Source organism: Kitasatospora sp. NPDC048296, assembly GCF_043201815.1.
Lineage (GTDB): Bacteria > Actinomycetota > Actinomycetes > Streptomycetales > Streptomycetaceae > Kitasatospora.
Map to the genome: position 1 here is coordinate 39,470 of NZ_JBICZB010000032.1, position 25,014 is coordinate 64,483.

21 protein-coding genes are annotated in these 25,014 nt (G+C 71.7%); 10 read left to right on the forward strand and 11 right to left on the reverse strand.

Going from position 1 to position 25,014, the window contains the following annotated elements:
- The first annotated feature begins 16 nt into the window (after positions 1-16).
- Together ACGF12_RS20280 and meaB are read left to right on the forward strand one after the other, a co-directional pair.
- Entirely contained in the window at positions 17-1,210 is a 1,194-nt protein-coding gene (locus ACGF12_RS20280; RefSeq protein ID WP_393031605.1) for an acetyl-CoA C-acetyltransferase, read from the forward strand.
- Between the two features lie 95 nt (positions 1,211-1,305).
- Entirely contained in the window at positions 1,306-2,262 is a 957-nt protein-coding gene (gene meaB / locus ACGF12_RS20285) for a methylmalonyl Co-A mutase-associated GTPase MeaB (protein ID WP_393031608.1), read from the forward strand.
- A 189-nt stretch (positions 2,263-2,451) separates the two neighbouring features.
- Here meaB and ACGF12_RS20290 read toward each other — a convergent pair whose 3' ends face one another.
- From ACGF12_RS20290 to ACGF12_RS20310, 5 genes are all read right to left on the reverse strand, one after another.
- Positions 2,452-2,967 (reverse strand): MarR family winged helix-turn-helix transcriptional regulator, encoded by a 516-nt coding sequence (locus ACGF12_RS20290; protein WP_393031612.1) that lies wholly within the window; start codon positions 2,965-2,967, stop codon positions 2,452-2,454.
- Between the two features lie 40 nt (positions 2,968-3,007).
- A complete protein-coding gene (locus ACGF12_RS20295; RefSeq protein ID WP_393031684.1) occupies positions 3,008-3,808 on the reverse strand; it encodes an AIM24 family protein in 801 nt (266 codons plus the stop codon).
- Between the two features lie 212 nt (positions 3,809-4,020).
- Complete coding sequence (locus ACGF12_RS20300) at positions 4,021-4,671, reverse strand: AIM24 family protein (RefSeq protein ID WP_393031615.1); 651 nt, start codon at positions 4,669-4,671, stop codon at positions 4,021-4,023.
- Positions 4,671-5,309 carry an AIM24 family protein gene (locus ACGF12_RS20305; RefSeq protein ID WP_393031618.1) on the reverse strand — a complete coding sequence of 213 codons (639 nt, stop codon included), beginning with the start codon at positions 5,307-5,309 and terminating at the stop codon, positions 4,671-4,673. The genes ACGF12_RS20300 and ACGF12_RS20305 overlap by 1 nt, the downstream gene beginning before the upstream one ends.
- Before the next feature lie 130 nt (positions 5,310-5,439).
- Positions 5,440-6,237, reverse strand: a complete 798-nt coding sequence (locus ACGF12_RS20310; protein WP_393031621.1) for a DUF2127 domain-containing protein — start codon at positions 6,235-6,237, stop codon at positions 5,440-5,442.
- Between the two features lie 246 nt (positions 6,238-6,483).
- On the opposite strand from ACGF12_RS20310, the gene ACGF12_RS20315 reads away from it, so the two are divergent.
- Positions 6,484-6,801 (forward strand): DUF3817 domain-containing protein, encoded by a 318-nt coding sequence (locus ACGF12_RS20315; RefSeq protein ID WP_393031624.1) that lies wholly within the window; start codon positions 6,484-6,486, stop codon positions 6,799-6,801.
- A 114-nt stretch (positions 6,802-6,915) separates the two neighbouring features.
- Here ACGF12_RS20315 and ACGF12_RS20320 read toward each other — a convergent pair whose 3' ends face one another.
- Both ACGF12_RS20320 and ACGF12_RS20325 read right to left on the reverse strand, forming a co-directional pair.
- Positions 6,916-8,547, reverse strand: a complete 1,632-nt coding sequence (locus tag ACGF12_RS20320; RefSeq protein ID WP_393031627.1) for a M4 family metallopeptidase — start codon at positions 8,545-8,547, stop codon at positions 6,916-6,918.
- A 480-nt stretch (positions 8,548-9,027) separates the two neighbouring features.
- Positions 9,028-10,656, reverse strand: a complete 1,629-nt coding sequence (locus tag ACGF12_RS20325) for a M4 family metallopeptidase (RefSeq protein ID WP_393031630.1) — start codon at positions 10,654-10,656, stop codon at positions 9,028-9,030.
- Between the two features lie 498 nt (positions 10,657-11,154).
- On the opposite strand from ACGF12_RS20325, the gene ACGF12_RS20330 reads away from it, so the two are divergent.
- The 3 genes from ACGF12_RS20330 (at position 11,155) to ACGF12_RS20340 (ending at position 13,976) form a co-directional block, all read left to right on the forward strand.
- Entirely contained in the window at positions 11,155-11,691 is a 537-nt protein-coding gene (locus ACGF12_RS20330) for a MarR family winged helix-turn-helix transcriptional regulator (RefSeq protein ID WP_393031633.1), read from the forward strand.
- A gap of 76 nt (positions 11,692-11,767) precedes the next feature.
- Positions 11,768-12,109, forward strand: a complete 342-nt coding sequence (locus ACGF12_RS20335; protein WP_393031636.1) for a DUF3817 domain-containing protein — start codon at positions 11,768-11,770, stop codon at positions 12,107-12,109.
- A gap of 181 nt (positions 12,110-12,290) precedes the next feature.
- Complete coding sequence (locus ACGF12_RS20340; RefSeq protein ID WP_393031639.1) at positions 12,291-13,976, forward strand: methylmalonyl-CoA mutase; 1,686 nt, start codon at positions 12,291-12,293, stop codon at positions 13,974-13,976.
- Positions 13,977-14,230: 254 nt separating this feature from the next.
- Here ACGF12_RS20340 and ACGF12_RS20345 read toward each other — a convergent pair whose 3' ends face one another.
- On the reverse strand, positions 14,231-14,782 hold the full coding sequence (locus ACGF12_RS20345; RefSeq protein WP_393031687.1) for a TetR/AcrR family transcriptional regulator: 552 nt from the start codon (positions 14,780-14,782) through the stop codon (positions 14,231-14,233).
- A gap of 501 nt (positions 14,783-15,283) precedes the next feature.
- On the opposite strand from ACGF12_RS20345, the gene ACGF12_RS20350 reads away from it, so the two are divergent.
- The 4 genes from ACGF12_RS20350 (at position 15,284) to ACGF12_RS20365 (ending at position 19,983) form a co-directional block, all read left to right on the forward strand.
- Positions 15,284-16,279 (forward strand): tetratricopeptide repeat protein, encoded by a 996-nt coding sequence (locus tag ACGF12_RS20350; RefSeq protein WP_393031642.1) that lies wholly within the window; start codon positions 15,284-15,286, stop codon positions 16,277-16,279.
- Between the two features lie 735 nt (positions 16,280-17,014).
- Positions 17,015-17,686, forward strand: a complete 672-nt coding sequence (locus tag ACGF12_RS20355) for a DUF6230 family protein (RefSeq protein ID WP_393031644.1) — start codon at positions 17,015-17,017, stop codon at positions 17,684-17,686.
- 135 nt (positions 17,687-17,821) lie between these two features.
- Positions 17,822-18,496 carry a DUF6114 domain-containing protein gene (locus ACGF12_RS20360; protein WP_393031647.1) on the forward strand — a complete coding sequence of 225 codons (675 nt, stop codon included), beginning with the start codon at positions 17,822-17,824 and terminating at the stop codon, positions 18,494-18,496.
- Positions 18,493-19,983 carry a hypothetical protein gene (locus tag ACGF12_RS20365; RefSeq protein ID WP_393031650.1) on the forward strand — a complete coding sequence of 497 codons (1,491 nt, stop codon included), beginning with the start codon at positions 18,493-18,495 and terminating at the stop codon, positions 19,981-19,983. The genes ACGF12_RS20360 and ACGF12_RS20365 overlap by 4 nt, the downstream gene beginning before the upstream one ends.
- A gap of 152 nt (positions 19,984-20,135) precedes the next feature.
- Here the strand turns inward: ACGF12_RS20365 and pyk are convergent, their stop codons facing one another.
- From pyk to pta, 3 genes are all read right to left on the reverse strand, one after another.
- Complete coding sequence (gene pyk, locus ACGF12_RS20370; protein ID WP_393031653.1) at positions 20,136-21,563, reverse strand: pyruvate kinase; 1,428 nt, start codon at positions 21,561-21,563, stop codon at positions 20,136-20,138.
- A 94-nt stretch (positions 21,564-21,657) separates the two neighbouring features.
- Positions 21,658-22,881, reverse strand: coding sequence for an acetate kinase (locus tag ACGF12_RS20375; protein ID WP_393031656.1), 1,224 nt, complete (start codon positions 22,879-22,881; stop codon positions 21,658-21,660).
- Complete coding sequence (gene pta / locus ACGF12_RS20380; RefSeq protein WP_393031659.1) at positions 22,878-25,013, reverse strand: phosphate acetyltransferase; 2,136 nt, start codon at positions 25,011-25,013, stop codon at positions 22,878-22,880. The genes ACGF12_RS20375 and pta overlap by 4 nt, the downstream gene beginning before the upstream one ends.
- Position 25,014 lies beyond the last annotated feature (1 nt).

Sequence of the window (25,014 nt, forward strand, 5' to 3'; positions counted from 1 at the left end):
CGAAGGGGCCCGTCCCATGACCAACACCACCTCTGTGATCGTTGCCGGTGCGCGGACCCCGATGGGGCGCCTGCTCGGTTCCCTCAAGGGCTTCTCCGGCGCCGAGCTCGGCGGCTTCGCGATCAAGGGCGCGCTGGAGCGGGCCGGGATCACGGGTGAGCAGGTCCAGTACGTGATCATGGGCCAGGTGCTGCAGGCAGGCGCCGGCCAGATTCCCGCCCGCCAGGCCGCCGTCAAGGCCGGCATCCCGATGAACGTCCCGGCGCTGGCCATCAACAAGGTCTGCCTCTCCGGCCTGGACGCCATCGCGCTGGCCGACCAGCTGATCCGCGCCGGCGAGTTCGACGTCATCGTGGCCGGCGGCCAGGAGTCGATGACCAACGCCCCGCACCTGCTGCCGAAGTCCCGCGAGGGCTTCAAGTACGGCGCGATCGAGATGCTCGACGCGATGGCCTACGACGGCCTGACCGACGCCTACGAGAACATCCCGATGGGCGAGTCCACCGAGAAGCACAACACCCGCCTGGGCATCGCCCGCGAGGTGCAGGACGAGATCGCCGCCGCCTCCCACCAGCGGGCCGCCAAGGCGCAGGCCGACGGCGTCTTCGACGCCGAGATCGTCCCGGTCGCCATCCCGCAGCGCAAGGGCGAGCCGGTGCTGTTCAGCCAGGACGAGGGCATCCGCGCCGACACCACCGTCGAGGGCCTGGCCAAGCTGCGCCCGGCCTTCGCCAAGGACGGCACGATCACCGCCGGCACCTCCTCGCAGATCTCCGACGGCGCCGCCGCCGTGGTCGTGATGAGCAAGGCCAAGGCCGAGGAGCTGGGCCTGACCTGGATCGCCGAGATCGGCGCCCACGGCAACGTGGCCGGCCCGGACAACTCGCTGCAGTCGCAGCCGTCCAACGCGATCCAGCACGCGCTGTCCAAGGAGGGTCTGGAGGTCTCCGACCTCGACCTGATCGAGATCAACGAGGCCTTCGCGGCCGTCGCCCACCAGTCGATGAAGGACCTGGGCGTCTCCTCCGACATCGTCAACGTCAACGGCGGCGCGATCGCGCTCGGCCACCCGATCGGCATGTCCGGCGCCCGCGTGGTGCTGACCCTGGCGCTGGAGCTGCAGCGCCGCGGCGGCGGCGTCGGCGCGGCCGCGCTGTGCGGCGGCGGCGGCCAGGGCGACGCGCTGATCGTGCGCGTGCCGAAGGCCTGATCACTGACCTGACTTCCGGGGCTGCGGACCGCCACAAGTGGTCCGCAGCCCCTTCGGCATCCGCCGTCTGTCGGCATCTGTGCAAGGAGATCCCCATGATCGATGTCGCCACGCTGGTCGAGCAGGCCCGGGAGGGCCGGCCGCGGGCGGTCGCCCGGCTGATCACGCTGGTCGAGAACGCCGCCCCGCAGCTGCGGGAGGCGATGGCCGCGCTCGCGCCGTACACCGGGCAGGCCTACACGGTGGGCCTGACCGGCTCGCCCGGGGTCGGCAAGTCCACCACCACCTCGGCGCTGGTCTCCGCCTACCGGCGGCTCGGCAAGCGGGTCGGGGTGCTGGCCGTCGACCCGTCCTCGCCGTTCTCCGGCGGGGCGCTGCTGGGTGACCGGGTCCGGATGCAGGACCACGCGAACGACCCCGAGGTGTTCATCCGCTCGATGGCCACCCGCGGCCACCTGGGTGGGCTCTCCTGGGCGGCGCCGCAGGCGCTGCGGGTGCTGGACGCGGCCGGCTGCGAGGTGATCCTGGTCGAGACCGTGGGCGTCGGCCAGTCCGAGGTGGAGATCGCCGCCCAGGCCGACACCGCCGTGGTGCTGCTGGCCCCCGGGATGGGCGACGGCATCCAGGCCGCCAAGGCGGGCATCCTGGAGATCGGCGACCTCTTCGTGGTCAACAAGGCCGACCGGGACGGCGCCGACGCCACCGCCCGTGAGCTCAACCACATGCTGGGCCTCGGCGAGGCCCGCGGGGCGGGGGACTGGCGCCCGCCGATCGTCAAGACCGTCGCGGCCCGCGGCGAGGGCGTGGACGAGGTGGTCGAGGCGCTGGAGAAGCACCGCGCCTGGCTGGAGGAGCACGGCGAACTGGCGGCGCGTCGGCGCCGCCGGGCGGCGCAGGAGATCGAGGCGATCGCACTCGCCGAGCTGCGCGCCCGGATCGGCGACCTCTCCGGCGACCGCCACCTGGCCGGCCTGGCCGAGCGCGTCGTCGCCGGCGAGCTGGACCCGTACGGCGCGGCCGACGAACTGGTCGCGGGCCTGACGCAGAGCTGACTCCGCGAAGGCCGGCGGCACGGTCCGGCCTCTCCGCGCGGCCGATCGCTGTTCCGTTCGCCGCCCTGCCGCGAGCACGGTCGCGGCGGGGCGGCGAAAGAACTGAGATCGGACCGCAGGCTTCCCGTCCTCTGCGTAGGAAGTCGGTTCGGCCGACTTCCTACGCAGAACGGGGGCTCTCCCGGTGGCCTAGGAGCGGCCGCGGAGGCCGCGGAGGTGTTCGGCGACGGGGGCGAGGGCCTCGTACATGGCGTCGAGCTGCTCGGGGGTGAAGCGGTCGATGAAGTGGGCCCGGACGCTGCGTACGTGGTCCGGGGCGACTCGCTGCATGGTTTCCCAGCCCTGCTCGGTGAGGTGGGCGTAGAGGCCGCGGCGGTCGCCGGGGCACTCCTGGCGCAGGACCAGGCCGGCGTTCTCCATCCGGGTGATCTGGTGGGAGAGCCGGCTCTTCGACTGGAGGGTGGCGGTCGCGAGGTCGGTCATCCGCATCCGGTGGTCGGGGGCCTCGGAGAGGACGACCAGGATCTCGTAGTCGTTGATGGCCAGGTTGTGGGGCTGGAGTTCGCGGCTGAGCTGGTAGTCCAGCAGCTTGGCGACCTCCAGATGGGCGCGCCACATCCGCTGCTCCCTGGCGGTCAGCCAGGGAGTCTCCTCCCCGGGCTGAGACGGAGGGGTGTCCGCAGTGTCGATCGTGTGCGTATCCATGCGGTCCAGCATAGCCGATTTAGTTCAATCTTGTACAAGTTTACAGGCCGAAACGCCGTCCGAGTTCGCCCAGGTTACCGAGGCCGGGCACGTTGGGGTTGCCGCCGGCGTGGGCCTGCTGGGGCGGCACCCCACCGCCCGGCACGCCCGCCTCGGCGTCCACCACGCCCACCGGCCGCTCGGCCAGCAGCTTCTCGCTGGACTGGATCAGCACCTGCCCGGCGCCGATGAACTCGAACTGGTGCTCCTCGCCGGAGACGCCGCCGATGCCGGTCAGCCGTCGCAGGCCGCCGACCACCCCGTGCAGGTACTCGTGGTCGTAGTGGTGACACGGCGCCGGGCAGTCCGCCCAGCCGACCAGCGCCTGCGGGTCCACCCGGATCGGCGGCTCGACGAAGTGCACTGGCCCGTTGGAGGCGGCGACGAAGCGGCCGGTGCCGATCAGGGTCAGGAAGCCCGGGATGATCGACTGCTTGAGCCGCAGCGTCGGGTCGAAGGCGAGCAGGTTGCCGGAGCGCACGGTCAGGTTGCCGTCGTCCAGGTCGTAGGAGTTGAGGTCGAAGGCGCGGTCGGCCAGCAGCAGCTTGCCGGTGCCCTGGGCGACCACCCAGTCCGCCGCGTGCAGCGGGGAGTTGAAGTGCTGCCCGAGCACCCGGTCGACCATCCCGGCGCCGACGCCGCGGAAGGTGATGTCGCCGTAGTAGGCGATCATCTTGCCCTTCTGCAGGAAGTAGGAGCCGTTCAGGTCGACCGCGAAGGCGTACGGGTTGACGTTGTCGTTGGCCGGCAGGGTGTACGCGTCGTACACCACCGGGCCCTCACCGCCGTGGGCGGTCGGCAGCGGGGCCTGCGGGCCGCCGAACTGCTCCTGGGCGTAGGCCTGTTGGGGCTGCTGGGGCGGCTGTTGCGGGTAGCCGGGCGGCGGGGGCGGCGGGTAGCCCTGCGGCGGGCCGTAGTTCGGCGCGACCGGCGGCACCGCGAAGCCCGGCTGGGTCGGCTGGTCGTGCGGCGACTGCCCGTACGGCGGCTGCGGCGGCTGCGGCGGGTAGGACATCAGAGCTTCTCCTCGCTCGCCTGGACGTACACCGCGCCCTGCCCGGACAGCTCCAGCTGGAACGCCTCGCCCGAGCCCCGGCCGATCATCTCGCGCCAGCCGATCGCCGTGGACAGCTTGTTGCGCACCTCGCCGCGGTGCGCCACGTACGCCTGCGGGTCGACGTGCACCGGCCGGCCCGGGGTGATCGGCAGCTCGAAGACCCCGCCGTGGGCCATCACCGCGACCGAGCCGTGGCCCTCCAGCCGGGTGGTGAACAGGCCCTGCCCGCTGACCTGGCCCCGGACCATGCCCATCACCCCGCCCTGCGAGCCGAGGAACACGGTGGACTGCCGCAGCGTGCCCTCGAAGGCGAGCAGCCGGTCCGCCTCGACGAACAGGGTGTCGCCGACCAGGTCGATCACCTGGACGTGGTGGCCGCCGTGGCCGAACATCACCCGGCCCTGGCCCTCGACGGTCATCAGCGGGGTGTCCTCGTTGGCAACCCGGCGGCCGATCATCGACATCACCCCGCCCTGGCCGCCGGTGATGTTCGGGGTGAACCGGACGTCGCCGGTGTACGCGATCATCGCGCCGCGCTGGCTGAACAGTGGCCGACCGGGCACCACCTGGGCCTCGACCAGCTTGCCGTTGATCCGGGTGAAGCCCATCAGACGTCACCCCCGAGGGTGACCTTCTCCGAGGGCTGGACGTACACCAGGCCCTCGCCGGTGAACTCGACCTGGACGGCCTCGCCGCCGCCCTCGCCGATCACCGTGGTCCAGCCCGCGCCCGACTTGAGGCTGCGGTGCAGGCTGCCGGTGTGCGCGAGGTACGCGCCCGGGTCGACCCGCAGCGGCATGTCCTTGCCGACGCGCAGGATGACGGCGGGCCCGTTGGAGGTGACGGCGGCCCAGCCGTGCCCCTCCACCTTGGTGGTGAAGAGGCCGTTGCCGGAGGAGACGCCGTTCAGCCCGGTGAAGGTGGTGCCGGTGTGCAGACCGGCCTCGGTGCACAGCAGGTTGTCCGACTCGACGTGGAGCGTCTCGCCGAACAGCTGGACGAGGTTGATCTCGGTGGCCTTGTCGGCGAAGTAGCAGGTGCCCTGCCCCTTCACCTCCATGACGGTCATCCGCTCGCCGGTGAGTCTGCGGGCGACCATGCCGCGCAGTCCGTCCCCGCCGCCGGTCAGCTTCTTGAAGGTCATCTGGCCGGTGTAGGCGACCATCGAGCCGTGCCGGGCCTTGACGGCGTCGCCGGCCAACTCGACGGCGAGCACCCGCGAGCCCTGGAGTCTGAACTGTGCCACGGCCGCAATCTAGCTTTTGCGGCCGTGGTCGGGCGAGAGGGCGGGGACGAACAGGTCCGGACCCGGGACAACGGTTCAAGGTCGGACCCGGGACAACGGTTCAAGGTCGGGCCTGGGACAAAGGTGCGAGTCAGGACCGCGCGTGCGCCCCGTGGCCGGGGTGCGGGACGGTGCCGGCCGCCTCCTCGACCTCCAGCAGCGAGGCCGAGTGGCGCTCCGCCTCGAAGGCGACCGCGCCGCCGCGCAGGCCGAACAGGCGCTTGGAGAGCATGATCCACAGCACCGCGGCGATGTTCAGCAGCAGGGTGCAGATCTTCAGTGGGCTGACGTGGTGGCTCAGCTCGTAGCCCTCCAGCGGCAGGAAGGCCGCGGTGGCGACCACCGTCAGGTACTCGGCCCAGCGCCTGCCCAGCCAGAGGCCGACCGCCTCGACGATCTCGATCAGCGCGTAGGCCAGCAGCGCGCCCGCGACGATCAGCAGGGTCTTCTTCTCGTAGCCGAAGGTCTTGCGGATCGTCTCGACGACCGGGGCGTGGTCCAGGTCCCAGTTGAAGTGGTCGGCGATCGGCTTGAAGACCGTCAGGTCCTGGTCGAAGACCCGCTGCACCGCGTCCTGGTGGTTGGAGAACTTCCAGACGCCCCACGCGATCAGGATGATCACGATGCCGCGCAGCACCCGCTCGATGGCGAGGAAGCGCAGGATGAAGATGTCCCGCAGCGCCTTGCCGCGCGGTACCAGCGGGGCGTTCGCGGCCGGGCCGGAGCCGTGCGGGGCGCCGAGCGCGAAGTCGCCGCAGCGCAGGCAGCGCCAGGCGTCGCCCACGGCGGTGGCGGCGTGCAGCCGGGAGGCCAGCTCGGGTTCGGTCGGTGCGTAGGTGACGTGCCCGCGCTTGGCGCAGGTCCTGCGGTCCCAGTCCCGCTTGAACATGGTGTGGATACCCCCGTGTGCGATGCCGTGAGCGCCCGGATCGGTGGGCGCGCGGGCAAGAGGATAGGGGGTACGGACGACGCCCTGCTGCGTTCGGCCTGGTTCTGGCGCGCGGCTGTGACATCGGGCACGGTGGCCACCCCCGGCCCTGGGCTCGGACATGTGCTCGGTGATAATGGCCGGAAGGCTTGTGAGTCGCTTCACAAGCGTGCCCACGCCTCCGACCCCCGTATTGAGGTATCCAACGTGAACAGCAGCGCCGTCCACCGCCTGCGCCTGGTCTCCGCCCCCGAGGGGATCTCCTTCGTCCTGCTGCTGATCTGCACGGCGCTGAAGTACACCACCAGCTTCAACGCCGTCCCGGTGCTCGGCCCTGTCCACGGGACCCTCTTCATCCTGTACGTGGTGTTCTGGATCCAGGCCTGGCAGACGCAGAAGTGGGACCGCAAGCGCGGCATCCTGCTGTTCGTGCTCTCGGTGCTGCCGTTCGGCGGCGTCTACGCCGAGCGGACCCTTGCCCAGGAGGAGCGCGGCGAGCTGCAGCCCGCCGCCGCCACCGCCTGACGCGAACGTGTGGACGGTCGACAGGCTGCCACGGCCTCCTCTCCCAAAGGGCCGCGGCAGCCTGTCGCCGTTTCTTGCCGGGAGTGGTCCAGGGCGGGGCCCGGTTGACGGGGCCTAGTTGACGTTGACCCCGCTCCAGGCCGCCGCCACCGCCTTGTACTCGGCGCCGGCCGCGCCGCCGTACAGGTCGGCCGCGGCCTTCAGGGTCGCCGTGCGGGCGGCCTTGTAGTTGGTGGTGGAGGTGAAGTAGACGGTCAGCGCGCGGTACCAGATCGCGGCCGCCTTGTCCCGCCCGATGCCGGTCACCTTCGAGCCGTTCGAGGTCGGGCTGTTGTAGTTGTAGCCGTTGATGCTCTTGGCGCCGCTGCCCTCGGCGAGCAGGTAGAAGAAGTGGTTGGCGACGCCGGACGAGTAGTGCACGTCCAGGTTGCCGACGCCGGAGTACCAGGAGTCCGCGGACTGGCCGTCCAGGGAGGGCTTGTCCATGTAGCGCAGCGGCTTGCCGTTGCCGAAGAGGTTGAGCTTCTCGCCGATCCAGTAGTTCGGCGGGTTGGCCGGCAGGTTGGCGTACCACTCGACCATGGTGCCGAAGATGTCCGAGGTGGCCTCGTTGAGGCCGCCGGACTCGCCGGAGTAGTTGAGTCCGGCGGTGGCGGAGGTGACGCCGTGGGTCATCTCGTGGCCGGAGACGTCGATGGCGGTCAGCGGGTGGGTGTTGCCGGAGCCGTCGCCGTACGTCATGCAGAAGCAGGAGTCGTTCCAGAACGCGTTGACGTAGTTGGAGCCGTAGTGCACCCGGCTGGTCGCGCCGACTCCGTTGTTCTTGATGCCGTTGCGGTTGAACGTCTTCTTGTAGTAGTCCCAGGTGGTCGCCGCGCCGAACTGGGCGTCCACGGCCGCGGACTGGCGGTTGGAGGCCAGGCCGTTGCCCCAGCTGTTGCTGGTGCTGGTGAAGAGCGAACCGCTGCCCGAGGTGGCGCCCTTGAGGTCGGTGGTGGACTGGTTGCCGCGGGTGGCGTCCTTGAGCGAGTAGGTCGAGCCGCTCTGGGTGGTGGTCAGCGGTACGGTGCCGACGTTGACGCCCTTGCCGGTGCCGGTTGCGGTCTGGAACTCCTCGTGGGTGGAGAGCAGTTCGCCGGTCGCCGCGTCGGTGACCACCTGCTGGCTGCTCGGGGTGCCGTCGGTCCGCTCGCCGCGCACCACCGTGCGGTGGGCCAGCCGCGGGTTGCCGTCGGCCGCCCAGACCACCAGCTCGGCCGCGCCGGCGCCGTCCACCCGGCTGAGCGCCGCCTCGTCCTCGTCGGCGGCCAGGCCCACGGTCGCCCGCACCGCGTCGGTGGCCTGTTCGGCGGCCTGGCCGGCGGCCAGGGCCGGGGTGGTGGTGGGCAGTGCCAGTCGGCCGGCGAAGGCGCGGTCCACCGAGCTCACCGAGCCGTCGGGGCGCTGGTGGACGACCAGGTCGCCGCCGAGCACCGGCAGGCCGGCGTAGGTCCGCTCGTAGCGCAGGTGCCGGGTGCCGTCGGCGTCCATCAGGGCGTCCTTGGCGACCAGCTGCTCCTGGCCGCCGAGGTCCAACTGCCGTGCGAGCGGCGAGGCTTGGGCGGCGGCGAGGGCGAGCGGCGCGGCCGACACCCGGTCGGGCGCGGGGGCGGCGGCCTGGGCGGCGGGGAGGGTGGCGATCTGGACGACGCCGGCCAGCAGGGCGGTGGCGGAGAGTACGGCCGGGAGGGTCAGCTTTCGCTTCACGTAGGGGGGTTCCTTCCACGAGGCCCGCGCTTTCCTGCGGGCGCGCCGCGTACCGGGGCGCCGGGGTTGGCGCCGTTGGGGCGGTAGGGCGCGGACGTGCTGCTGCCGTGCGGCTTCTGACGGACCGCCTGCTGGGTGGGGGAGGCGGTCGTCGGACGGGAGCTTGGTCAGAAGCATGACAATTCGTGGCGGGGAAGGACAGGGCGCCGCCGGGGATTGGCCAGGAGTCGCCAGCGCCGGGACGGATGGTTCGGCTGCCGTCCATTGCCCGGAATCCACGGTTCGTCCCGCTGGCGGGACCCCGCCAGCCGGTCGGCCTTGACAGCCTCCGGGGCCGGCGGAGCCCCGGGCTCGGAGTGCCGGGCTTGGGGTCCCGGGCTCGGGGTGCGCGGCGTTCGGGCGCGGGCATGGGCGGACGCCCGGGGCCTGCCCTCCGACGGGGCCCCGGGCGTCCGCCCGCCGTGCGCCGTGCGCCGTACGTCAGTTGACGTTGACAGCGCTCCAGGTCGCGGCGACGGCGTTGTACTCGGCGCTGGAGGCGCCGTACAGGTCCGAAGCGGCCTTGAGGGTCGCCGTGCGGGCGCCCGCGTAGTTGGTGGTGGAGGTGAAGTAGGTGGTCAGCGCCTTGTACCAGATCTGCGCGGCCTTGTCCCGGCCGATGCCGGCGAGGGTCGAGCCGTTGTACGTCGGGCTGTTGTAGCTGACGCCGTTGATCGTCTTGGCGCCGCTGCCCTCGGCGAGCAGGTAGAAGAAGTGGTTGGCCACGCCCGAGGAGTAGTGGACGTCCAGGCTGCCGACCGAGGAGGACCAGTAGTCGGCGGACTTGCCGTCCTTGGACGGCTGGTCCATGTAGCGCAGCGGCTTGCCGTCACCGTTGATGTTGATCTGCTCGCCGATCAGGTAGTCCGGCTTGTCGGCGGCCAGGTTGGCGTACCACTCGACCATGGTGCCGAAGATGTCCGAGGTGCCCTCGTTGAGGCCGCCGGACTCGCCGGAGTAGTTGAGGCCCGCGGTGGCGGAGGTGACGCCGTGGGTCATCTCGTGGCCGGCCACGTCCAGCGCGGTCAGCGGGTGGGTGTTGCTCGCGCCGTCGCCGTACGTCATGCAGAAGCAGCTGTCGCTCCAGAACGCGTTGACGTAGTTGGAGCCGTAGTGCACCCGGCTGGTGGCGCCGACGCCGTCGTTCTTGATGCCGTTGCGGCCGAAGGTGTTCTTGTAGAAGTCCCAGGTGGCCGCGGCGCCGTACTGGGCGTCCACGGCGGCGGACTCCGGGTTGGAGACCAGGCCGTTGCCGAAGGAGTCGGTCGAGTTGGCGACCAGGGTGCCGGAGCCGGAGGTCTTGTTCTTCAGGGTGAAGGTGGACTGGCCGCCGCGGGTGGCGTCCTTCAGCTGGTACGAGGTGCCGCTCTGGGTGGTGGTCAGCGGGACGCTGCCGACGAAGACGCCCTTGCCGGTGCCGGAGGCGGTCTGCACCTGCTCGTGGGTGGAGAGCACCTGGCCGGTGGCGGCGTCGGTGACCAGCAGCTGGCTGCTCGGGGTGCCGTCGGCGCGCAGGCCCTCGACGGTGGTGCGGTAGGCCAGGCGCGGGTTGCCGTCGGTGGCCCAGACGACCAGCTCGGCCTTGCCGGCCTGGTGCACCTCGGTCAGCGGGGACTCGTCCTCGTCGACGGTGATGCCGACGGTGGACTGCACGGCGCCGGTCGCCTGGGCGGCGGCCTTGTCCGCCGGGATCTGCGGGGTGAGGCTCGGCAGGGCGAGCTGCGCGCCGACGGCCTTGTCCACGGCGGCGGGCGAGCCGTCCGCCTTCTGGTGCACCACCAGGTCTCCGCCCAGGACCGGGAGCCCGGCGAAGGTGCGCTCGTAGCGGAAGTGGCGGGAGCCGTCGGCGTCCACCACGACGTCCTTGGCCACCAGCTGCTCCTGGCCGCCCAGGGCCAGGGCGTGCGCCACCTTGCCCGCCTGGCCGTTGGCCAGCGCGATCAGGTCGGCGCGCTGCTGCGCGGTCCGGGCGTGCGGGGTGGGGTCCGCCTGGGCGGCGCTGACCTGGACGACGCCGGTGAGCAGGGCGGTGGCGGAGAGTACGGCGACTGCGGCGAGCTTTCGCTTCACGGACGAGTCCTTCCGGGAAACCGCGTGTTGGGCGCGGTCGCGCCTCGTCCCGGGGGCCGGGGCCGGCACCTGAGGGGCGGAACGGGCGCTGACGTGCGAGGACCCCGAGCGGTCGTGCGGCTGCCACCGGTTGGGTGGGGGTGGTGGCTGTCGAACGGGGTTGGCGGAAAGCATGACAATCGAGCAAATCAAATGACAGGTCTTGTTCATGAATTGGCCAAGTCCCGCCAAGGGAGGGGATTGTGAACGGAAGGACAAAGGGGATTTTTTACCCGGTCTTTCAGCGGGTTCCGGTCCGAACCGAGGCCTGATAGCGCGGCGTTGGGCGCTTCAGCGGTCAACCTCCGTACGCCGGGCGGCTGTTGCCGGGCGTTCACGCCGGCGCAATGTCCAGGTATGGACCTGGCCGTCCGATTGGCGGGATCCCGCCACGCGTCGCACTTGTCCACCATCAGGACAGCTGGTAGCACACGTCCCGTCCGCCGGTACGGTAAGGAGGTGGCCAAGCCCCTCGCACTCGACTTCGACCCGATCGCCCGCGCCGACGAACTGTGGGCCCGCCGCTGGGGCGCCGTGCCCTCGATGGCGGCGATCACCTCGATCATGCGCGCCCACCAGATCCTGCTCTCCAGGGTCGACGCGGTGCTCAAGCCGTACGGGCTGACCTTCGCCCGGTACGAGGCGCTGGTGCTGCTGACCTTCAGTCGGACCGGCGAACTCTCGCTGTCCAAGATCGGCGAGCGACTGATGGTCCACCCGACCAGCGTCACCAACACCGTCGACCGGCTGGAACGGGCCGGCCTGGTCGCCCGCCGCCCCAACCCGCTGGACGGCCGCGGCGTGCTCGCCTCGATCACCCGGCGCGGCCGCGAGGTGGTCGAGGAGGCCACCCGGGAGCTCATGGCGATGGAGTTCGGGCTGGAGGAGTACGGCCCCGAGCAGTGCCGCCAGGTGTTCGAGCTGCTCAAGCCGCTGCGGATCGCGGCCGGGGACTTCGCCGAGCCGGACGAGGGGGCTGCGAAGGAGCGGCCGTGAGGGCGGCTACCCTCGTGGGAGCGGTGCGCGGATCCGGGCGTACCGGCCGAAACTGCCGAGCGAGGCGAGGAAGAGTATGAAGGCGACCCCCCTGCTGGGCTGGTACCGCGGCCTGGCCATTGCGACCGGTGTGGCTCTACTGGTGTTCTGCGGCTTCATGGTGGCGAAGTACGGCTTCAGCACCGCCGAGGACGTGACCACCTACGTCGCGATGCTGCACGGCTACCTGTACATCGGGTACTTCATCGTGACCTTCCTGCTCGGGCAGAAGCTGAAGTGGCCGATGGGCCGGCTGGTGCTGACCCTGGCGGCGGGCTGCATCCCCTTCCTCTCCTTCGTCTTCGAGCGCAAGGTGGCCCGCGAGGCCGCCGAGAAGCTCCAGGCGGGCGACGGCGCCCGCCAGCCGGCCGGCGTCTGAGCCGGGCCGACCGCGCGAAACGGCGCCCCTTCCCCGAGCAGGGGAGGGGCGCCGTCGTTTTCCGGTTCGCGTCGAGCGGGTGTCCATCGACAACTACTAGGACGTCCGAGTAAATTAGTAGGACGTCCTAACAGCTGTGCCGCCCGGTGCCGTGGCGGCCGTACGGAGCGGAGTTCGGCCCATGGACGCCGAGGAGATCGAGCGCGGACGGCAGCGCTGGCAGCAGCGGTACGACAAGGCCCGCAAGCGGGACGCGGACTTCACCACCCTCTCCGGCGACGAGGTCGAGCCGGTGTACGGCCCGGCCCCCGGGCAGGCCGTCGAGGGCTTCGAGCGGATCGGCTGGCCGGGCGAGTACCCGTTCACCCGCGGGCTGCACCCCACCGGCTACCGGGGCCGCACCTGGACCATCCGCCAGTTCGCCGGCTTCGGCAACGCGCAGCAGACCAACGAGCGCTACCGGATGATCCTGGACGCGGGCGGCGGCGGCCTGTCGGTCGCCTTCGACATGCCCACCCTGATGGGCTACGACTCGGACGACCCGAAGTCGCTCGGCGAGGTCGGCCACTGCGGCGTGGCCATCGACTCGGCCGCCGACATGGAGGTGCTGTTCAACGGCATCCCGCTCGGCGAGGTCACCACCTCGATGACGATCAGCGGCCCGGCCGTCCCGATCTTCTGCATGTACCTGGTCGCCGCCGAGCGCCAGGGCGTGGACCCGGCGGTGCTCAACGGCACCCTGCAGACGGACATCTTCAAGGAGTACATCGCCCAGAAGGAGTGGCTCTTCGCCCCCGAGCCGCACCTGCGCCTGATCGGCGACCTGATGGAGCACTGCGCCAAGGGCATCCCCGCGTACAAGCCGCTGTCCGTCTCCGGCTACCACATCCGCGAGGCCGGGGCGACGGCCGCGCAGGAGCTGGCGTACACCCTCGCGGACGGCTTCGCCTACGTCGAGCTGGGCCTGTCCCGCGGCCTGGACGTGGACGTCTTCGCACCCGGCCTGTCCTTCTTCTTCGACGCGCACCTGGACTTCTTCGAGGAGATCGCCAAGTTCCGCGCCGCGCGCCGGATCTGGGCCCGCTGGATGCGCGACCGCTTCGGCGCCAAGACCGACAAGGCGCAGTGGCTGCGCTTCCACACCCAGACCGCCGGCGTCTCGCTCACCGCGCAGCAGCCGTACAACAACGTGGTGCGCACCGCCGTCGAGGCGCTCTCCGCGGTGCTGGGCGGCACCAACTCGCTGCACACCAACGCGCTGGACGAGACCCTGGCGCTGCCCTCCGAGCAGGCCGCCGAGATCGCGCTGCGCACCCAGCAGGTGCTGATGGAGGAGACCGGCGTCACCAACGTGGCCGACCCGCTGGGCGGTTCCTGGTACGTCGAGGCGCTGACCGACCGGATCGAGCAGCAGGCCGAGGCGATCTTCCAGCGGATCCTCGACAAGGGGCACGAGGACCACGAGATCGGCCCGATCACCTCCGGCATCCTGCGCGGGATCGAGGAGGGCTGGTTCACCGGCGAGATCGCCGAGGCGGCCTTCCAGTACCAGCAGGGTGTGGAGAAGGGCGAGAAGCGCGTGGTCGGCGTCAACTGCCACCCGCGCAGCGTCACCCCCGACCTGGAGATCCTGCGGGTCAGCCACGAGGTCGAGCGCGAGCAGGTGCGGGTGCTGGGCGAGCGCAAGGCGGCCCGGGACGAGGCGGCGGTGCGGGCCGGGCTGGACGCCATGCTGGCGGCGGCGCGCTCGGGCGAGTCGATGATCCCGCCGATGCTGGACGCGGTGCGCGCCGAGGCGACGCTCGGCGAGATCTGCAACGCGCTGCGGCAGGAGTGGGGGACGTACCAGGAGAACGCGGCGTTCTGATCGCCTGAACACCCGAGCCGCCCCCGAGCCGAAAGCCGCCCCGAGCCGAAAGCCGCCCCGAGCCGAAGGGGCGCGCCGGTGCCGAAAGGGAGAAGCGACAAGCGAGGCACGAGCGCCGGAGCGCCGACCGTCGGCACCGGGTCCGAGCGCCCCGGAGGCGAGCGGGCGAGTATCAGAGCGCCCCGGAGGCGAGCGGGCGAGTGGCCGAGCAGTAGCCGCCGTACGGGGTTCCGTACGGCGGCTTCGGCATGCCCTCAGCCGGTGGTGAGCGGTCCGAGCAGCAGGTCGGTGAAGCGGCGGGTCCACTCGGGGGTGATCGGCTCGCCGCTGACCAGGACGCGGTGCTCGACGGTGCCCGCGATGGTGTCGAAGATGATGTCGACCTCCTCGCGGGCCGACTCGGCGTCGGTGTCCGGTCCGAGTTCGCCGCGCGCCTGGGCGGCCGCCCGGCCCTGCCGGACCAGGTGCTTCTGCGGGTCCACGATCGCCTCGCGGATCCGGCGGTGCAGCAGCGGGTCGCGGGTGCCCTCGGCGAACAGCGCGAGCAGCGCGGCCTGGGTCTCCGGGCGGGCCAGCAGGTCGGCGAACTGGGTCACCACGGCCTCGATGTCGGCCCGCAGGTTGCCGAGGTCGGGCATCACCAGTTCGTCGAAGAGGCTGGCGACGGCGTCCACCACGAGCTCGTTCTTGGACGGCCAGCGGCGGTAGAGGGTGGTCTTGGCGACCTTGGCGCGGGTGGCCACGTGGCCCATGGTCAGTCCGCCCCAGCCGAGTTCGGCCAGGGCTTCGCGGGTGGCGTCGAGGATCGCGAGGTCGGCGGCGGCGCTGCGCGGGCGGCCCTTGGCCCGGGACGCGTTCGTCCCCTCCTGGACTGTGCTGCCCCGGACTGTGCTGTCCGGGACCGTGCTGTCCGGGCTCGCGGAGGGCTGGGCGGCCGGCACCGGGTCTCCTTGCGCTTTACTGGTAAGTAACTTGGGTGGGGCTGGTAACGGTAGCGACTGTTCGTCGATTCGGGCAGCCGGGCGGGTCGGGAAAGTGGGGCAGGTCACGTCCCCGAAGCGCAGGTTGGGCTTGCGGCCGGGGCACCGGCTCCAGTTACGCTACGACCTGTAGCGAAAGCAGTGACAACCAGGCGCCGCATCCCGTGGGACGGGGGCGGCGCGGGTGCGGGTGGGGATCCGCGCCGAACGGTTCAGACTACCGGGGGAGGGGCGCACCGCCCGGAAACCCGTCGCCGCGCAGCCCGCGCGGGGCGACTTTCCGGAGGTTGGTGCCCGCGGGCAGCGCGGACGGGGGAGGATGGTGCCATGCAGCCACGGAATTCGCGTCTCAACAGCTCCGCCCTGCGCGGCGCGGTCGACCTCGCCGCAGTGAAGGCGGCCGGCGAGGCCGCCCAGAAGGCCGAGCAGGCCCGGGTCGAGCGGGCCCGTCAGGCGGCCGCCGCCGAAGCGGCCGGAGTCGCCCCCGACCAGTCCGCCGCCTACCAGCTCGTCATCGACGTCACCGAGGACACCTTCGAGGCCGAGGTCGTCCAGCGCTCCGCCGAGGTGCCGGTCGTCATCGACTTCTGGGCCGAGTGGTGCGGCCCCTGCAAGCAGCTCAGCCCGATCCTGGAGGGCCTGGCCGAGGAGTACGCCGGCCGCTTCGTGCTCGCCAAGATCGACGTGGACGCCAACCAGCTGATCGCCCAGCAGTTCGGCATCCAGGGCATCCCGGCCGTGATGGCCGTGGTGGCCGGCCAGCTGGTGCCGCTGTTCCAGGGCGCGGAGAGTGCCGCCAACATCCGCAAGGTGCTGGACCAGCTGATCCTGGTCGCCGAGCAGCGCTTCGGTATCTCCGGCGGCGCGGTCGCCCCGGGCGAGGCCCCGGTCGCCGCCCCGCAGCGGCCCGAGGACCCGGCGCTGGCCGCCGCGCACGACGCGCTGGACGCCGGCGACCTGGGCGGTGCCATCCAGGCGTACAAGAACGTGCTGACCGACCAGCCGGGCAACACCGAGGCCAAGCTGGGCCTGGCCCAGGCGGAGCTGCTGCAGCGGGTCGAGGGCCTGGACCTGCAGAAGGTGCGGGCGGCGGCCGCCGCCGACCCGAAGGACGTCGAGGCCCAGCTGCGGGCGGCCGACCTGGACCTGGTGGGCGGTCACGTCGAGGACGCCTTCGGCCGCTTGGTGGACACCGTCGGCCGGACCTTCGGCGAGGACCGGGACACCGCCCGGCTGCGCCTGCTGGAGCTGTTCGAGGTGATCGGCGCCGAGGACCCGCGGGTCGTCGCGGCCCGGACGGCGCTGGCCCGCGTGCTGTTCTGAGTCCGATGCCGGCCGGGTTCGGGCGGGTCCTGCCGGGCTGCCTGGCACCGGGTGCCTGGCACGGCGGATGACCTGCGGTGTCGCTGGAGATTTGGCGACAATCCGGTCAACCGGACAGACGTTTACCAAATCTTGATTTCACCCGCGGGTGGTCACGTTCAGTGACCACCCGCGGGTGTTTCGCTGGTGTTTCCGGCGGATTTCGTCGCCACGATTTCTTCAAGGCGTCACGCAGGGTGCAATTTTGGACGTTTTCATGATCAACGCCACCCGCTGTTGCATTACCCGTCAGTAAGGCACCCCTTGTGCTTCGCCCGGGATTCAAGCACGATCGGCCACGCCCGGTCCCAGACTCCACACCCACCGACAGCCGGTCGGTCAACGCGGAGTGCGGGATCCCCACCGGGTGATCCGTCGGCCCCGGTCGGCGGTAGGGAGGGCAGGGGGGTATCCGCGGTCCCACGGCGGTTCCTGTCCTCGACCGGCCGCGCGGCCCTGCGCGGTCGCTGGTTGTCGCTCGGGGGTGATCGCCGATGTCGTCGGTCCGACCCGTCGTCCCGCAAGGACGGCCGGTATCGGGACGGGAGTGCCGCGTTGTGCCGGCCGCTCCCGCGTCCGACGACGCCCAAGGCGCTCTCCGCTACCGAGGACGTAGCTCTCTCCCATCCCAGGCCCCCACCGGCGCGGGACGCGCCGCCGGGAGCCGGAGATGTACGTCCTAGAAGGAGGACTCGCATGTCCAAGACCTACGGCAAGACCCGCTGGAAGCGCTTCGCCCTGGTGATGGTGCCGAGCGTCGCGGCCACCGCGATGGTCGGCGTCTCGATCGCCAACAGCGCGCTCGCCGCCTCGTTCAGCATTTCCGGCCAGCAGTTCAAGGTCAGCACCGACCAGCTGCACGGCACCAACTTCGCCCAGTTCGGCTCCGTCGACATCGAGGCGAACGGCAAGCCGCACCCGGTCGCGGTCTCGGCCTTCGACCACGCCGACATCACCAACCTGTGCCAGTCGGTGGTGACCGACCTGTCCGCGTTCGGCCTGGGCAAGATCACCCTGCAGCTGCACGCCGGCACCGAGGCGGGCAAGCCGGTTCAGGCCGACAACCTGCTGATCGACCTGGAGCAGCTGAAGGCGGACGCGACCTTCAAGGACATGAACATCGGCCAGGACGCCTCCACCCTCTCCGGCTCGGCGACCCAGGGCTGGGCCCCGCACCCGGGCGTCACCAAGGCGGGCGGCGGCGCGGGTCTGCCGAGCGGTCCGACCGGCTTCGCCCAGTCCGCCAAGGAGGCCGACCTGAGCGGCGTTCAGCAGACCGCGCGGGCCACCTCGGCCGGCACGTTCAAGCTGAACGGCCTGAGCCTCGCGCTGAAGAGCGGCGACGGCGCGGGCAACGAGTGCTTCTGAGCCTCGTCTGACGGCACGCCGCCCGGCGTGCCGGGGTGACGGGTCAACCTGCGGCCGGGGGGCGGCGGATCACCGCCGCTCCTCGGCCACCCCCCTTTTTGTTCCAACCTCGTAGCGACGTCGAGGAGTTGCACCATGTCCAGCGCAACGGTCGAGACGCGGCCCCGCCAGCAGAACCCCATCGGGTGGCTGTGGCGGCACTTCCGCGAATTCCGCCGCACCAGGCCCTTCTGGGGCGGCCTGCTGGCCATGATCGCCGGCGTCCCGATCCTCTACTTCCCGTACGCGCACCTGTCCTTCGGCGGACTGACCATCGCGATGTCCACCACGGCGGGCGCCGGGTCGCTGATCATCGGCGTGCTGATGATCATCCTCGGACTGACCTCCTGGTTCCAGCCGGCCGTACGGGTCTTCGCAGGCATCGCGACCATCCTGCTGACGCTGGTCTCGATCCCGGTCTCCAACCTGGCGGGCTTCGGACTCTCGCTGCTGCCGGGCCTGATCGGCGGCGGACTGATGGTCTCCTGGGCGCCGCTGCCGGAGCCGTCGACCGAGCCGGCCAAGGGGCGTCGCGCGGGCCGGGCCAAGGGCGCGGCGGACGACGCGGTCGCGGAGAGCGTCGCCACCGAGACCGCCCCGGCCAAGACCGCTGAGACCGTCAAGGCCGCTGAGACGGCCGAGGCCGCCGAGGCGCCCACCGCGAAGCTGCCCGCCCAGGGCGCGCCCAAGGAGCCCGCGGCGGCCGAGCCCGCCGCCGAGGCCGCCGTTCCGCAGCAGGGCGGTGCCGGGGACCAGGAGGAGGCGCGGTGAGCGGGCCGGCCGAACAAGCTGAGGGCACGGCCGTCCCCGCGCAGCGCTCCGGCAGACACGCGGCGCCGCGCACGCCGGTCCGGGTCCGGCTGAGAGGCCGCGCGCTGGCGATGGCGGCGGTGCCGACCGCGCTGCTGATGGCCGCCGCCTACACGCCCAACCCGGCGGTCGCCGAATCCGCGGCGGGCAAGCCCTGCCCCACCGCGCCCGCCGCCGTCCCGGACGTCGCGCCGATCGAGACGCCCGTCCCCAAGAGCGAGCTGCCCGCGCCGCCGCCCGGCCCGTCCGACACGCCCGGTACGGCGCCTACGGCGGCTCCGACCGCCGGGGCCACCGCGGCGCCCTCGACCGGCCCGACCTCGGTGCCCACCCAGACGCCGACCATCGCGCCGACCACCTCGCCGGTGAAGCCGTCGGCCGCCACGACGCCCACCTCGCCGGTGAAGCCGCCCGTGGTCCGCTCCGTCGACACCGGCGGTTCGGGTGCGGTGAGCGCCGTCTACCAGGGCACCGGCAACGGCACGGCCACCGCGAGCCAGGCCGGACTGATCGACGACATCGTCGGCGGCATCAACCACCTGCTGAACCCGGGTGCTTCGGCCGGCCCGACACCGAGTGCCACCCCGACCGCCACCCCCGCACCGGGCGCCCCCGCACCGGGCGCCCCCGCACCGGGCCCCCAGGCCCCGGCCGCCCCGGCCCCGCGGGTCGGCACCCCGGCACAGCCGGCCCAGCCGCAGGCCCCGGCCGCCGGCACCCAGCAGGCCGCGCCGCCCGCCGCGCAGTCCTCGGGCGGCCAGCCCTCGCCGGCCGCCACCGCGCCGACCGGCAAGGCGAGCCCCGAGGCGGCCCCGTCCGCGACCCCCTCGGCCGGCGCCTCCGCGACGCCCACGCCCAACGCGAGCGCCTCGGGCACGCCGTCCGCCTCGCCCACCGCGGACCCCAACTGCGCGGTGGACGCCCGTCACCTGACCGCTGGCCGGGCCGCCGCCGAGCAGGTGGTCCCGGAGCAGAACTGGACGCTGCAGACCAGTCGGCTGGCACTGCACGGCGCGGCCTTCCACGGTGTCTACGACGTGAAGACCCCGACCGGCACCAAGCGGGTGCTGAAGTTCGTGGTCGACAGCGTGGACATCGACAATCTCGACATGTCGACCCTGGAGGGCAACGGCGTCACCTTCCACGTCCAGGGCGCCCCGGGCTCGACCTCGACCATGCGCAACGGCCAGGTCACCATGTACGTGGAGCGGCTCTCCGGCCACCTGTCCAAGGTGCTCGGCCTGCCGATCCCGATCGACCTGGGCGAGATCACCCTCACCCCGGACACCCTGCCGCGCTGGCTGTACGACCTGATCGGCGCCATCCCGATCCCGCTGGACCTGGAGCTGACCGGGGTCACCGCCAAGCAGGCCGGCCAGTTCGGCGGCACCCTGCACATCCCCGGGATGCATCTGTTCAACGACGACGCCCCCTACAGCGACAAGTAGGCGACAAGCAGGCGGCACGTAGCGGACGCCGAAACGCCGGTGGGGCGGCCCTCCCGTTCAGGAGGACCGCCCCACCGGCGTTCGGACTTGGGCCTGTCCGGTGGATCTTTGCCGGGTTCGACAAGATCCACCGGACGGGCCCTATCGGAGCGTCACTCGCCGTGGCTGCCCAGGCGGTGCACCTGCACCATGTTGGTGGTGCCGGGGATGCCGACCGGGACACCGGCGGTGACGATGACGGTGTCGCCCTCGCTCAGGGCGCCCATCTTCAGCAGCTCGCGGTCGACCTGCGCGACCATCGCGTCGGTGGTGGCCACCTGCTCGGTGACGTACGACTCGACGCCCCAGCTCAGCGAGAGCTGGTTGCGGGTGGCCGCGTCCGGGGTGAACGCGATCACCGGGATCGGCGAGCGGTAGCGGGACAGCCGACGCGCGGTGTCACCGGACTTGGTGAACGCGATCAGTGCCTTGCCGTTCAGGAAGTCGCCCAGCTCGCACGCGGCGCGGGCGACCGAGCCGCCCTGGGTGCGCGGCTTGCGGCCCGGGTTGAGCGGCTGGAGGCCCTGGGAGACCAGCTCCTCCTCGGCCTTCTCGCAGATCCGGCTCATGGTGCGGACGGTCTCGACCGGGTACTTGCCGACGCTGGACTCGGCGGAGAGCATCACCGCGTCGGTGCCGTCCAGGATGGCGTTGGCGACGTCGGAGACCTCGGCACGGGTCGGGCGGCTGGCGTGGATCATCGACTCCATCATCTGGGTGGCGACGATGACCGGCTTGGCGTTGCGGCGGGCCAGGGTGATCAGCTGCTTCTGGACCAGCGGCACCCGCTCCAGCGGGTACTCCACGGCCAGGTCGCCGCGGGCGACCATGATGGCGTCGAAGGCGAGGACGATCTCCTCCATGGCCTCGACGGCCTGCGGCTTCTCGATCTTGGCGATGACCGGCACCCGGATGCCGACCTCGTCCATGACCTCGTGGACGTCCTTGATGTCGTCCGCGTTGCGGACGAAGGACAGGGCGACCATGTCGACGCCCAGACGCAGCGCGAAGCGCAGGTCGTCCTTGTCCTTCTCGGACAGGGCGGGCACGTTCACGGCCGCGCCGGGCAGGTTGATGCCCTTGTTGTTCGAGAGCACGCCGCCCTCGACCACTACGGTCTTCACCCGCGGGCCGTCGACGCTGACGACCTCCAGGGCGATGACGCCGTCGTTGATCAGGATCGGGTCGCCGGGCTTCACGTCGCCGGGCAGGCCCTTGTAGGTGGTACCGCAGATGTGCTGGTCACCGGGGACGTCCTCGGTGGTGATGGTGAACTCGTCGCCGTTGTCGACGGTCACCGGGCCGTTGGCGAAGGTCGCCAGACGGATCTTGGGACCCTGGAGGTCGGCCAGGACGCCGATGGCCTTGCCGGTGTCCTCCGAGACCTGGCGGACCTTTCGGTACCGCTCCTCGTGGTCCGCGTGGTTGCCGTGGCTCATGTTCAGTCGGGCGACGTTCATGCCCGCCTCGACGATGGCCTTCAGCTGTTCGTAGGAGTCCGTCGCCGGACCCAGGGTGCAGACAATTTTCGCTCGGCGCATATGGATCAGTCTATCCGTTCGTGTTATAGGTGCATTCGGCACGAATCGTGGGGAATCGCCGACGAAGGATTCCGAGGAGCGAGACGACGGTGTGTCAGTCCTCGGACTTCTCCCCCTCCAGGTGCACCAGGGCGAAGGCCTGTCGGGCGATCTCCAGCTCCTCGTCGGTGGGCACCACCGCGACCGCCACCCGGGCGTACGCGGGCGAGATGATCCGGGGCTCGCCGGAGCGCACCGAGTTCAGTTCCGGGTCCACGGCGATGCCCAGCTCGTCCAGCCCGGCGGTGGCCGCCGCGCGCACCGGCGCCGCGTTCTCCCCGACGCCCGCGGTGAACGCGATCGCGTCCACCCGGCCGAGCACCGCGTAGTAGCCGCCGATGTACTTGCGCAGCCGGTGGACGTAGCTGTCGAAGGCGAGCTTCGCGTCCGCGTCCCCCTCGTCGGCCCGGCGCATGATCTCGCGCATGTCGTTCTCGCCGCACAGGCCGCGCAGGCCGCTGCGGCGGTTGAGCAGGTCGTCGATCTCGTCGACGGACAGCCCGCCGACCCGGTGCAGGTGGAACACCACGCCGGCGTCGATGTCGCCCGAACGGGTGCCCATGACCAGGCCCTCCAGCGGGGTCAGGCCCATCGAGGTGTCCACGCAGCGCCCGCCGCTGACCGCCGAGGCGGAGGCGCCGTTGCCCAGGTGCAGCACGATCACGTTGACCTTGGCCGGGTCCTTGCCGAGCAGCCGGGCGGTGGCCCGCGAGACGTACTGGTGCGAGGTGCCGTGGAAGCCGTAGCGGCGAACCCGGTGCTCGTCGGCCACGGCCTTGTCGATCGCGTACCGGGCCGAGTACTCGGGCATCGACGCGTGGAAGGCGGTGTCGAAGACGGCCACCTGCGGCAGGTCGGGCCGCAGCGCGCGGGCCACCTCGATGCCGGTGATGTTGGCCGGGTTGTGCAGCGGCGCGACCGGGATCAGCCGGCGGATCTCCTTGAGCACCTCGTCGGTGATCACGGTCGGCTCGGTGAACCGCTTGCCGCCGTGCACCACCCGGTGGCCGATCGCGGCCAGCTCGGGGGAGTCCAGCCCGAGGCCGTCGGCGGCCAGCTCCTCGGCGACGGCCTTCAGCGCGGCCGAGTGGTCCGGGAAGACCTGCAGCACCTCGCGCCGCTCGCCCGCGCGCGGGGTGTGCGCCAGCCGGCCGCTCGACTCGCCGATCCGCTCGACCAGCCCGGAGGCCAGCTTGGCGCCGTCCAGCATGTCGATCAGCTGGTACTTCACCGACGAGGAGCCGGCGTTGAGCACCAGAACGCGCGTCCCTTCACTCATGCGCTCGGCTCCTTGTCGTCCTGGGACTGGATGGCGGTGATCGCGACGGTGTTGACGATGTCCTGCACCAGCGCCCCGCGCGAGAGGTCGTTGACGGGCTTGCGCAGCCCCTGCAGCACCGGGCCGACCGCGATCGCGCCGGCCGAGCGCTGGACGGCCTTGTAGGTGTTGTTGCCGGTGTTGAGGTCCGGGAAGATCAGCACGGTCGCCCGCCCGGCCACCGGCGAGCCCGGCAGCTTGGTGGCGGCGACGAGCTCGTCCACCGCCGCGTCGTACTGGATCGGGCCCTCGACCAGGATGTCCGGGCGCAGCTCGCGGACCAGCTCGGTGGCCTTGCGGACCTTGTCGACGTCCGCGCCCGAGCCGGAGGTGCCGGTGGAGTAGGAGAGCATCGCGACCCGCGGCTCCACCCCGAACTGGGCGGCGGTGGCGGCGGACTGGATCGCGATGTCGGCCAGCTGCTGGGCGTCCGGGTCGGGGTTGACCGCGCAGTCGCCGTACACCAGCACCTTGTCGGCCAGGCACATGAAGAAGACGGAGGAGACGATCGAGGCGCCCGGCGAGGTCTTGATCACCTCGAAGGCGGGCCGGATGGTCGCAGCGGTGGAGTGCACCGCGCCGGAGACCATGCCGTCGGCGATGCCCTCCTGGACCATCAGGGTGCCGAAGTAGGAGACGTCGGTGACCACGTCCAGGGCCAGTTCGACGGTCATCCCCTTGTGGGCGCGCAGCCGGGTGTACAGCTCGGCGAACTGCCGGCGCAGCGGGCTGGTGGCCGGGTCGACGATCCGGACCTGGGCGCGGTCGGCGTCCGGTTCTCCCCCGGCCTGCGGCAGGTCGATGCCCAGGCTCGCGGCCTTGCGGCGCACCGCGTCGATCTCGCCGAGCAGGGTGAGGTCGCAGATGTTGCGGCGCAGCAGGATCTCGGCCGCGCGCAGCACCCGCTCCTCGGTGCCCTCGGGCAGGACGACGTGCCGGCGACCGGCCCGGGCGCGCTCCAGCAGCTCGTGCTCGAACATCATCGGGGTGACCCGCTCGGACCGGCCGACCTCGATCCGGTTCGTCAACTCGGCCGTGTCGACGTGCAGTTCGAACAGGCCGAGGGCGATCTCGGCCTTCCGGGGGCTGGCCGCGGTGAGCGCGCCCTCCAGGTGGGTCAGGGTGGCGGCGGTGGGCCAGCTGCCCTCGGGGACGACCGCGACCGGGGTGCCGGGGGCGAGCCGGGCGGCCAGCGCCATGACGTTGGGGCCGGGGTGCTGGCCGAGGGTCAGCAGCACGCCGGCGATCGGCGGGGCTCCGGCCGCGTGGGCGGCCAGTGAGCCGACCACCAGGTCGGCGCGGTCCCCGGGGGTGACCACCAGGGCGCCCTCGGTCAGCGCGTCCAGGAAGGTGGGCAGCATGGCGCCGCCGAAGACGAAGCCGCGCACGTCCCGGGCCAGGCCCGCGGCATCGCCGAGCAGCACCTCGGCGCCGGTCGCCTCGACCAGCTGGGCGACGGTCGGCGCGGCCAGGGCCGGCTCCTCCGGGATGACGTAGGCGGGGATCGGCAGCTTCTCGGTGAGGGTGCGCTGGATCCGCTGCTTGGCGCTCGGGGCGGTCCGGTTGGCGATCATGGCCAGGGTCTCGCAGCCGAGGTCGGTGTACGCCCGGTGGGCGCCCAGTACCTCGGCGATCACGGCCTCCGGGTCCTTGCCCTGGCCGCCGACCACCGGCAGCACGGCGGCGCCGAACTCGTTGGCGAGGCGGGCGTTGAAGGCCAGTTCGTCCGGGATGTTGGTGTCGGCGAAATCGGTGCCGAGCACCAGGACGGCCTGGCAGCGCCGCTCCAGCGCGCGGAAGCGGTCGACCAGGGCGGAGACCAGCTCGTCCTGCCCCTGGGCGGCCTGCAGCGCGGCGGCCTCCTCGTAGGTGAGCCCGTACAGCTCGGAGCCGGGCAGCTCGATCCGGTAGCGGCCGCGCAGCAGTTCGACCACGTGGTCCGAGCCCGGTTCGCCGGGGGCGGCCGCGTGCACCAGCGGACGGAACACCCCGATCCGATCCACCTGGCGGGTGAGCAGTTCCATGACCCCGAGTTCGACGGCCTGTCGGCCGTCCCCCCGGTCGATGCCGGTCACGTACACGCTGCGCGCCACG

Coding starts and splice junctions, on each gene's coding strand:
- ACGF12_RS20280 (WP_393031605.1), top strand. CDS start 17: ATGACCAACACCACCTCTGTGATCGTTGCCGGTGCGCGGACCCCGATG.
- meaB (WP_393031608.1), top strand. CDS start 1,306: ATGATCGATGTCGCCACGCTGGTCGAGCAGGCCCGGGAGGGCCGGCCG.
- ACGF12_RS20290 (WP_393031612.1), bottom strand. CDS start 2,967: ATGGATACGCACACGATCGACACTGCGGACACCCCTCCGTCTCAGCCC.
- ACGF12_RS20300 (WP_393031615.1), bottom strand. CDS start 4,671: ATGGGCTTCACCCGGATCAACGGCAAGCTGGTCGAGGCCCAGGTGGTG.
- ACGF12_RS20310 (WP_393031621.1), bottom strand. CDS start 6,237: ATGTTCAAGCGGGACTGGGACCGCAGGACCTGCGCCAAGCGCGGGCAC.
- ACGF12_RS20335 (WP_393031636.1), top strand. CDS start 11,768: ATGAAGGCGACCCCCCTGCTGGGCTGGTACCGCGGCCTGGCCATTGCG.
- ACGF12_RS20340 (WP_393031639.1), top strand. CDS start 12,291: ATGGACGCCGAGGAGATCGAGCGCGGACGGCAGCGCTGGCAGCAGCGG.
- ACGF12_RS20350 (WP_393031642.1), top strand. CDS start 15,284: ATGCAGCCACGGAATTCGCGTCTCAACAGCTCCGCCCTGCGCGGCGCG.
- ACGF12_RS20355 (WP_393031644.1), top strand. CDS start 17,015: ATGTCCAAGACCTACGGCAAGACCCGCTGGAAGCGCTTCGCCCTGGTG.
- ACGF12_RS20360 (WP_393031647.1), top strand. CDS start 17,822: ATGTCCAGCGCAACGGTCGAGACGCGGCCCCGCCAGCAGAACCCCATC.
- pyk (WP_393031653.1), bottom strand. CDS start 21,563: ATGCGCCGAGCGAAAATTGTCTGCACCCTGGGTCCGGCGACGGACTCC.
- ACGF12_RS20375 (WP_393031656.1), bottom strand. CDS start 22,881: ATGAGTGAAGGGACGCGCGTTCTGGTGCTCAACGCCGGCTCCTCGTCG.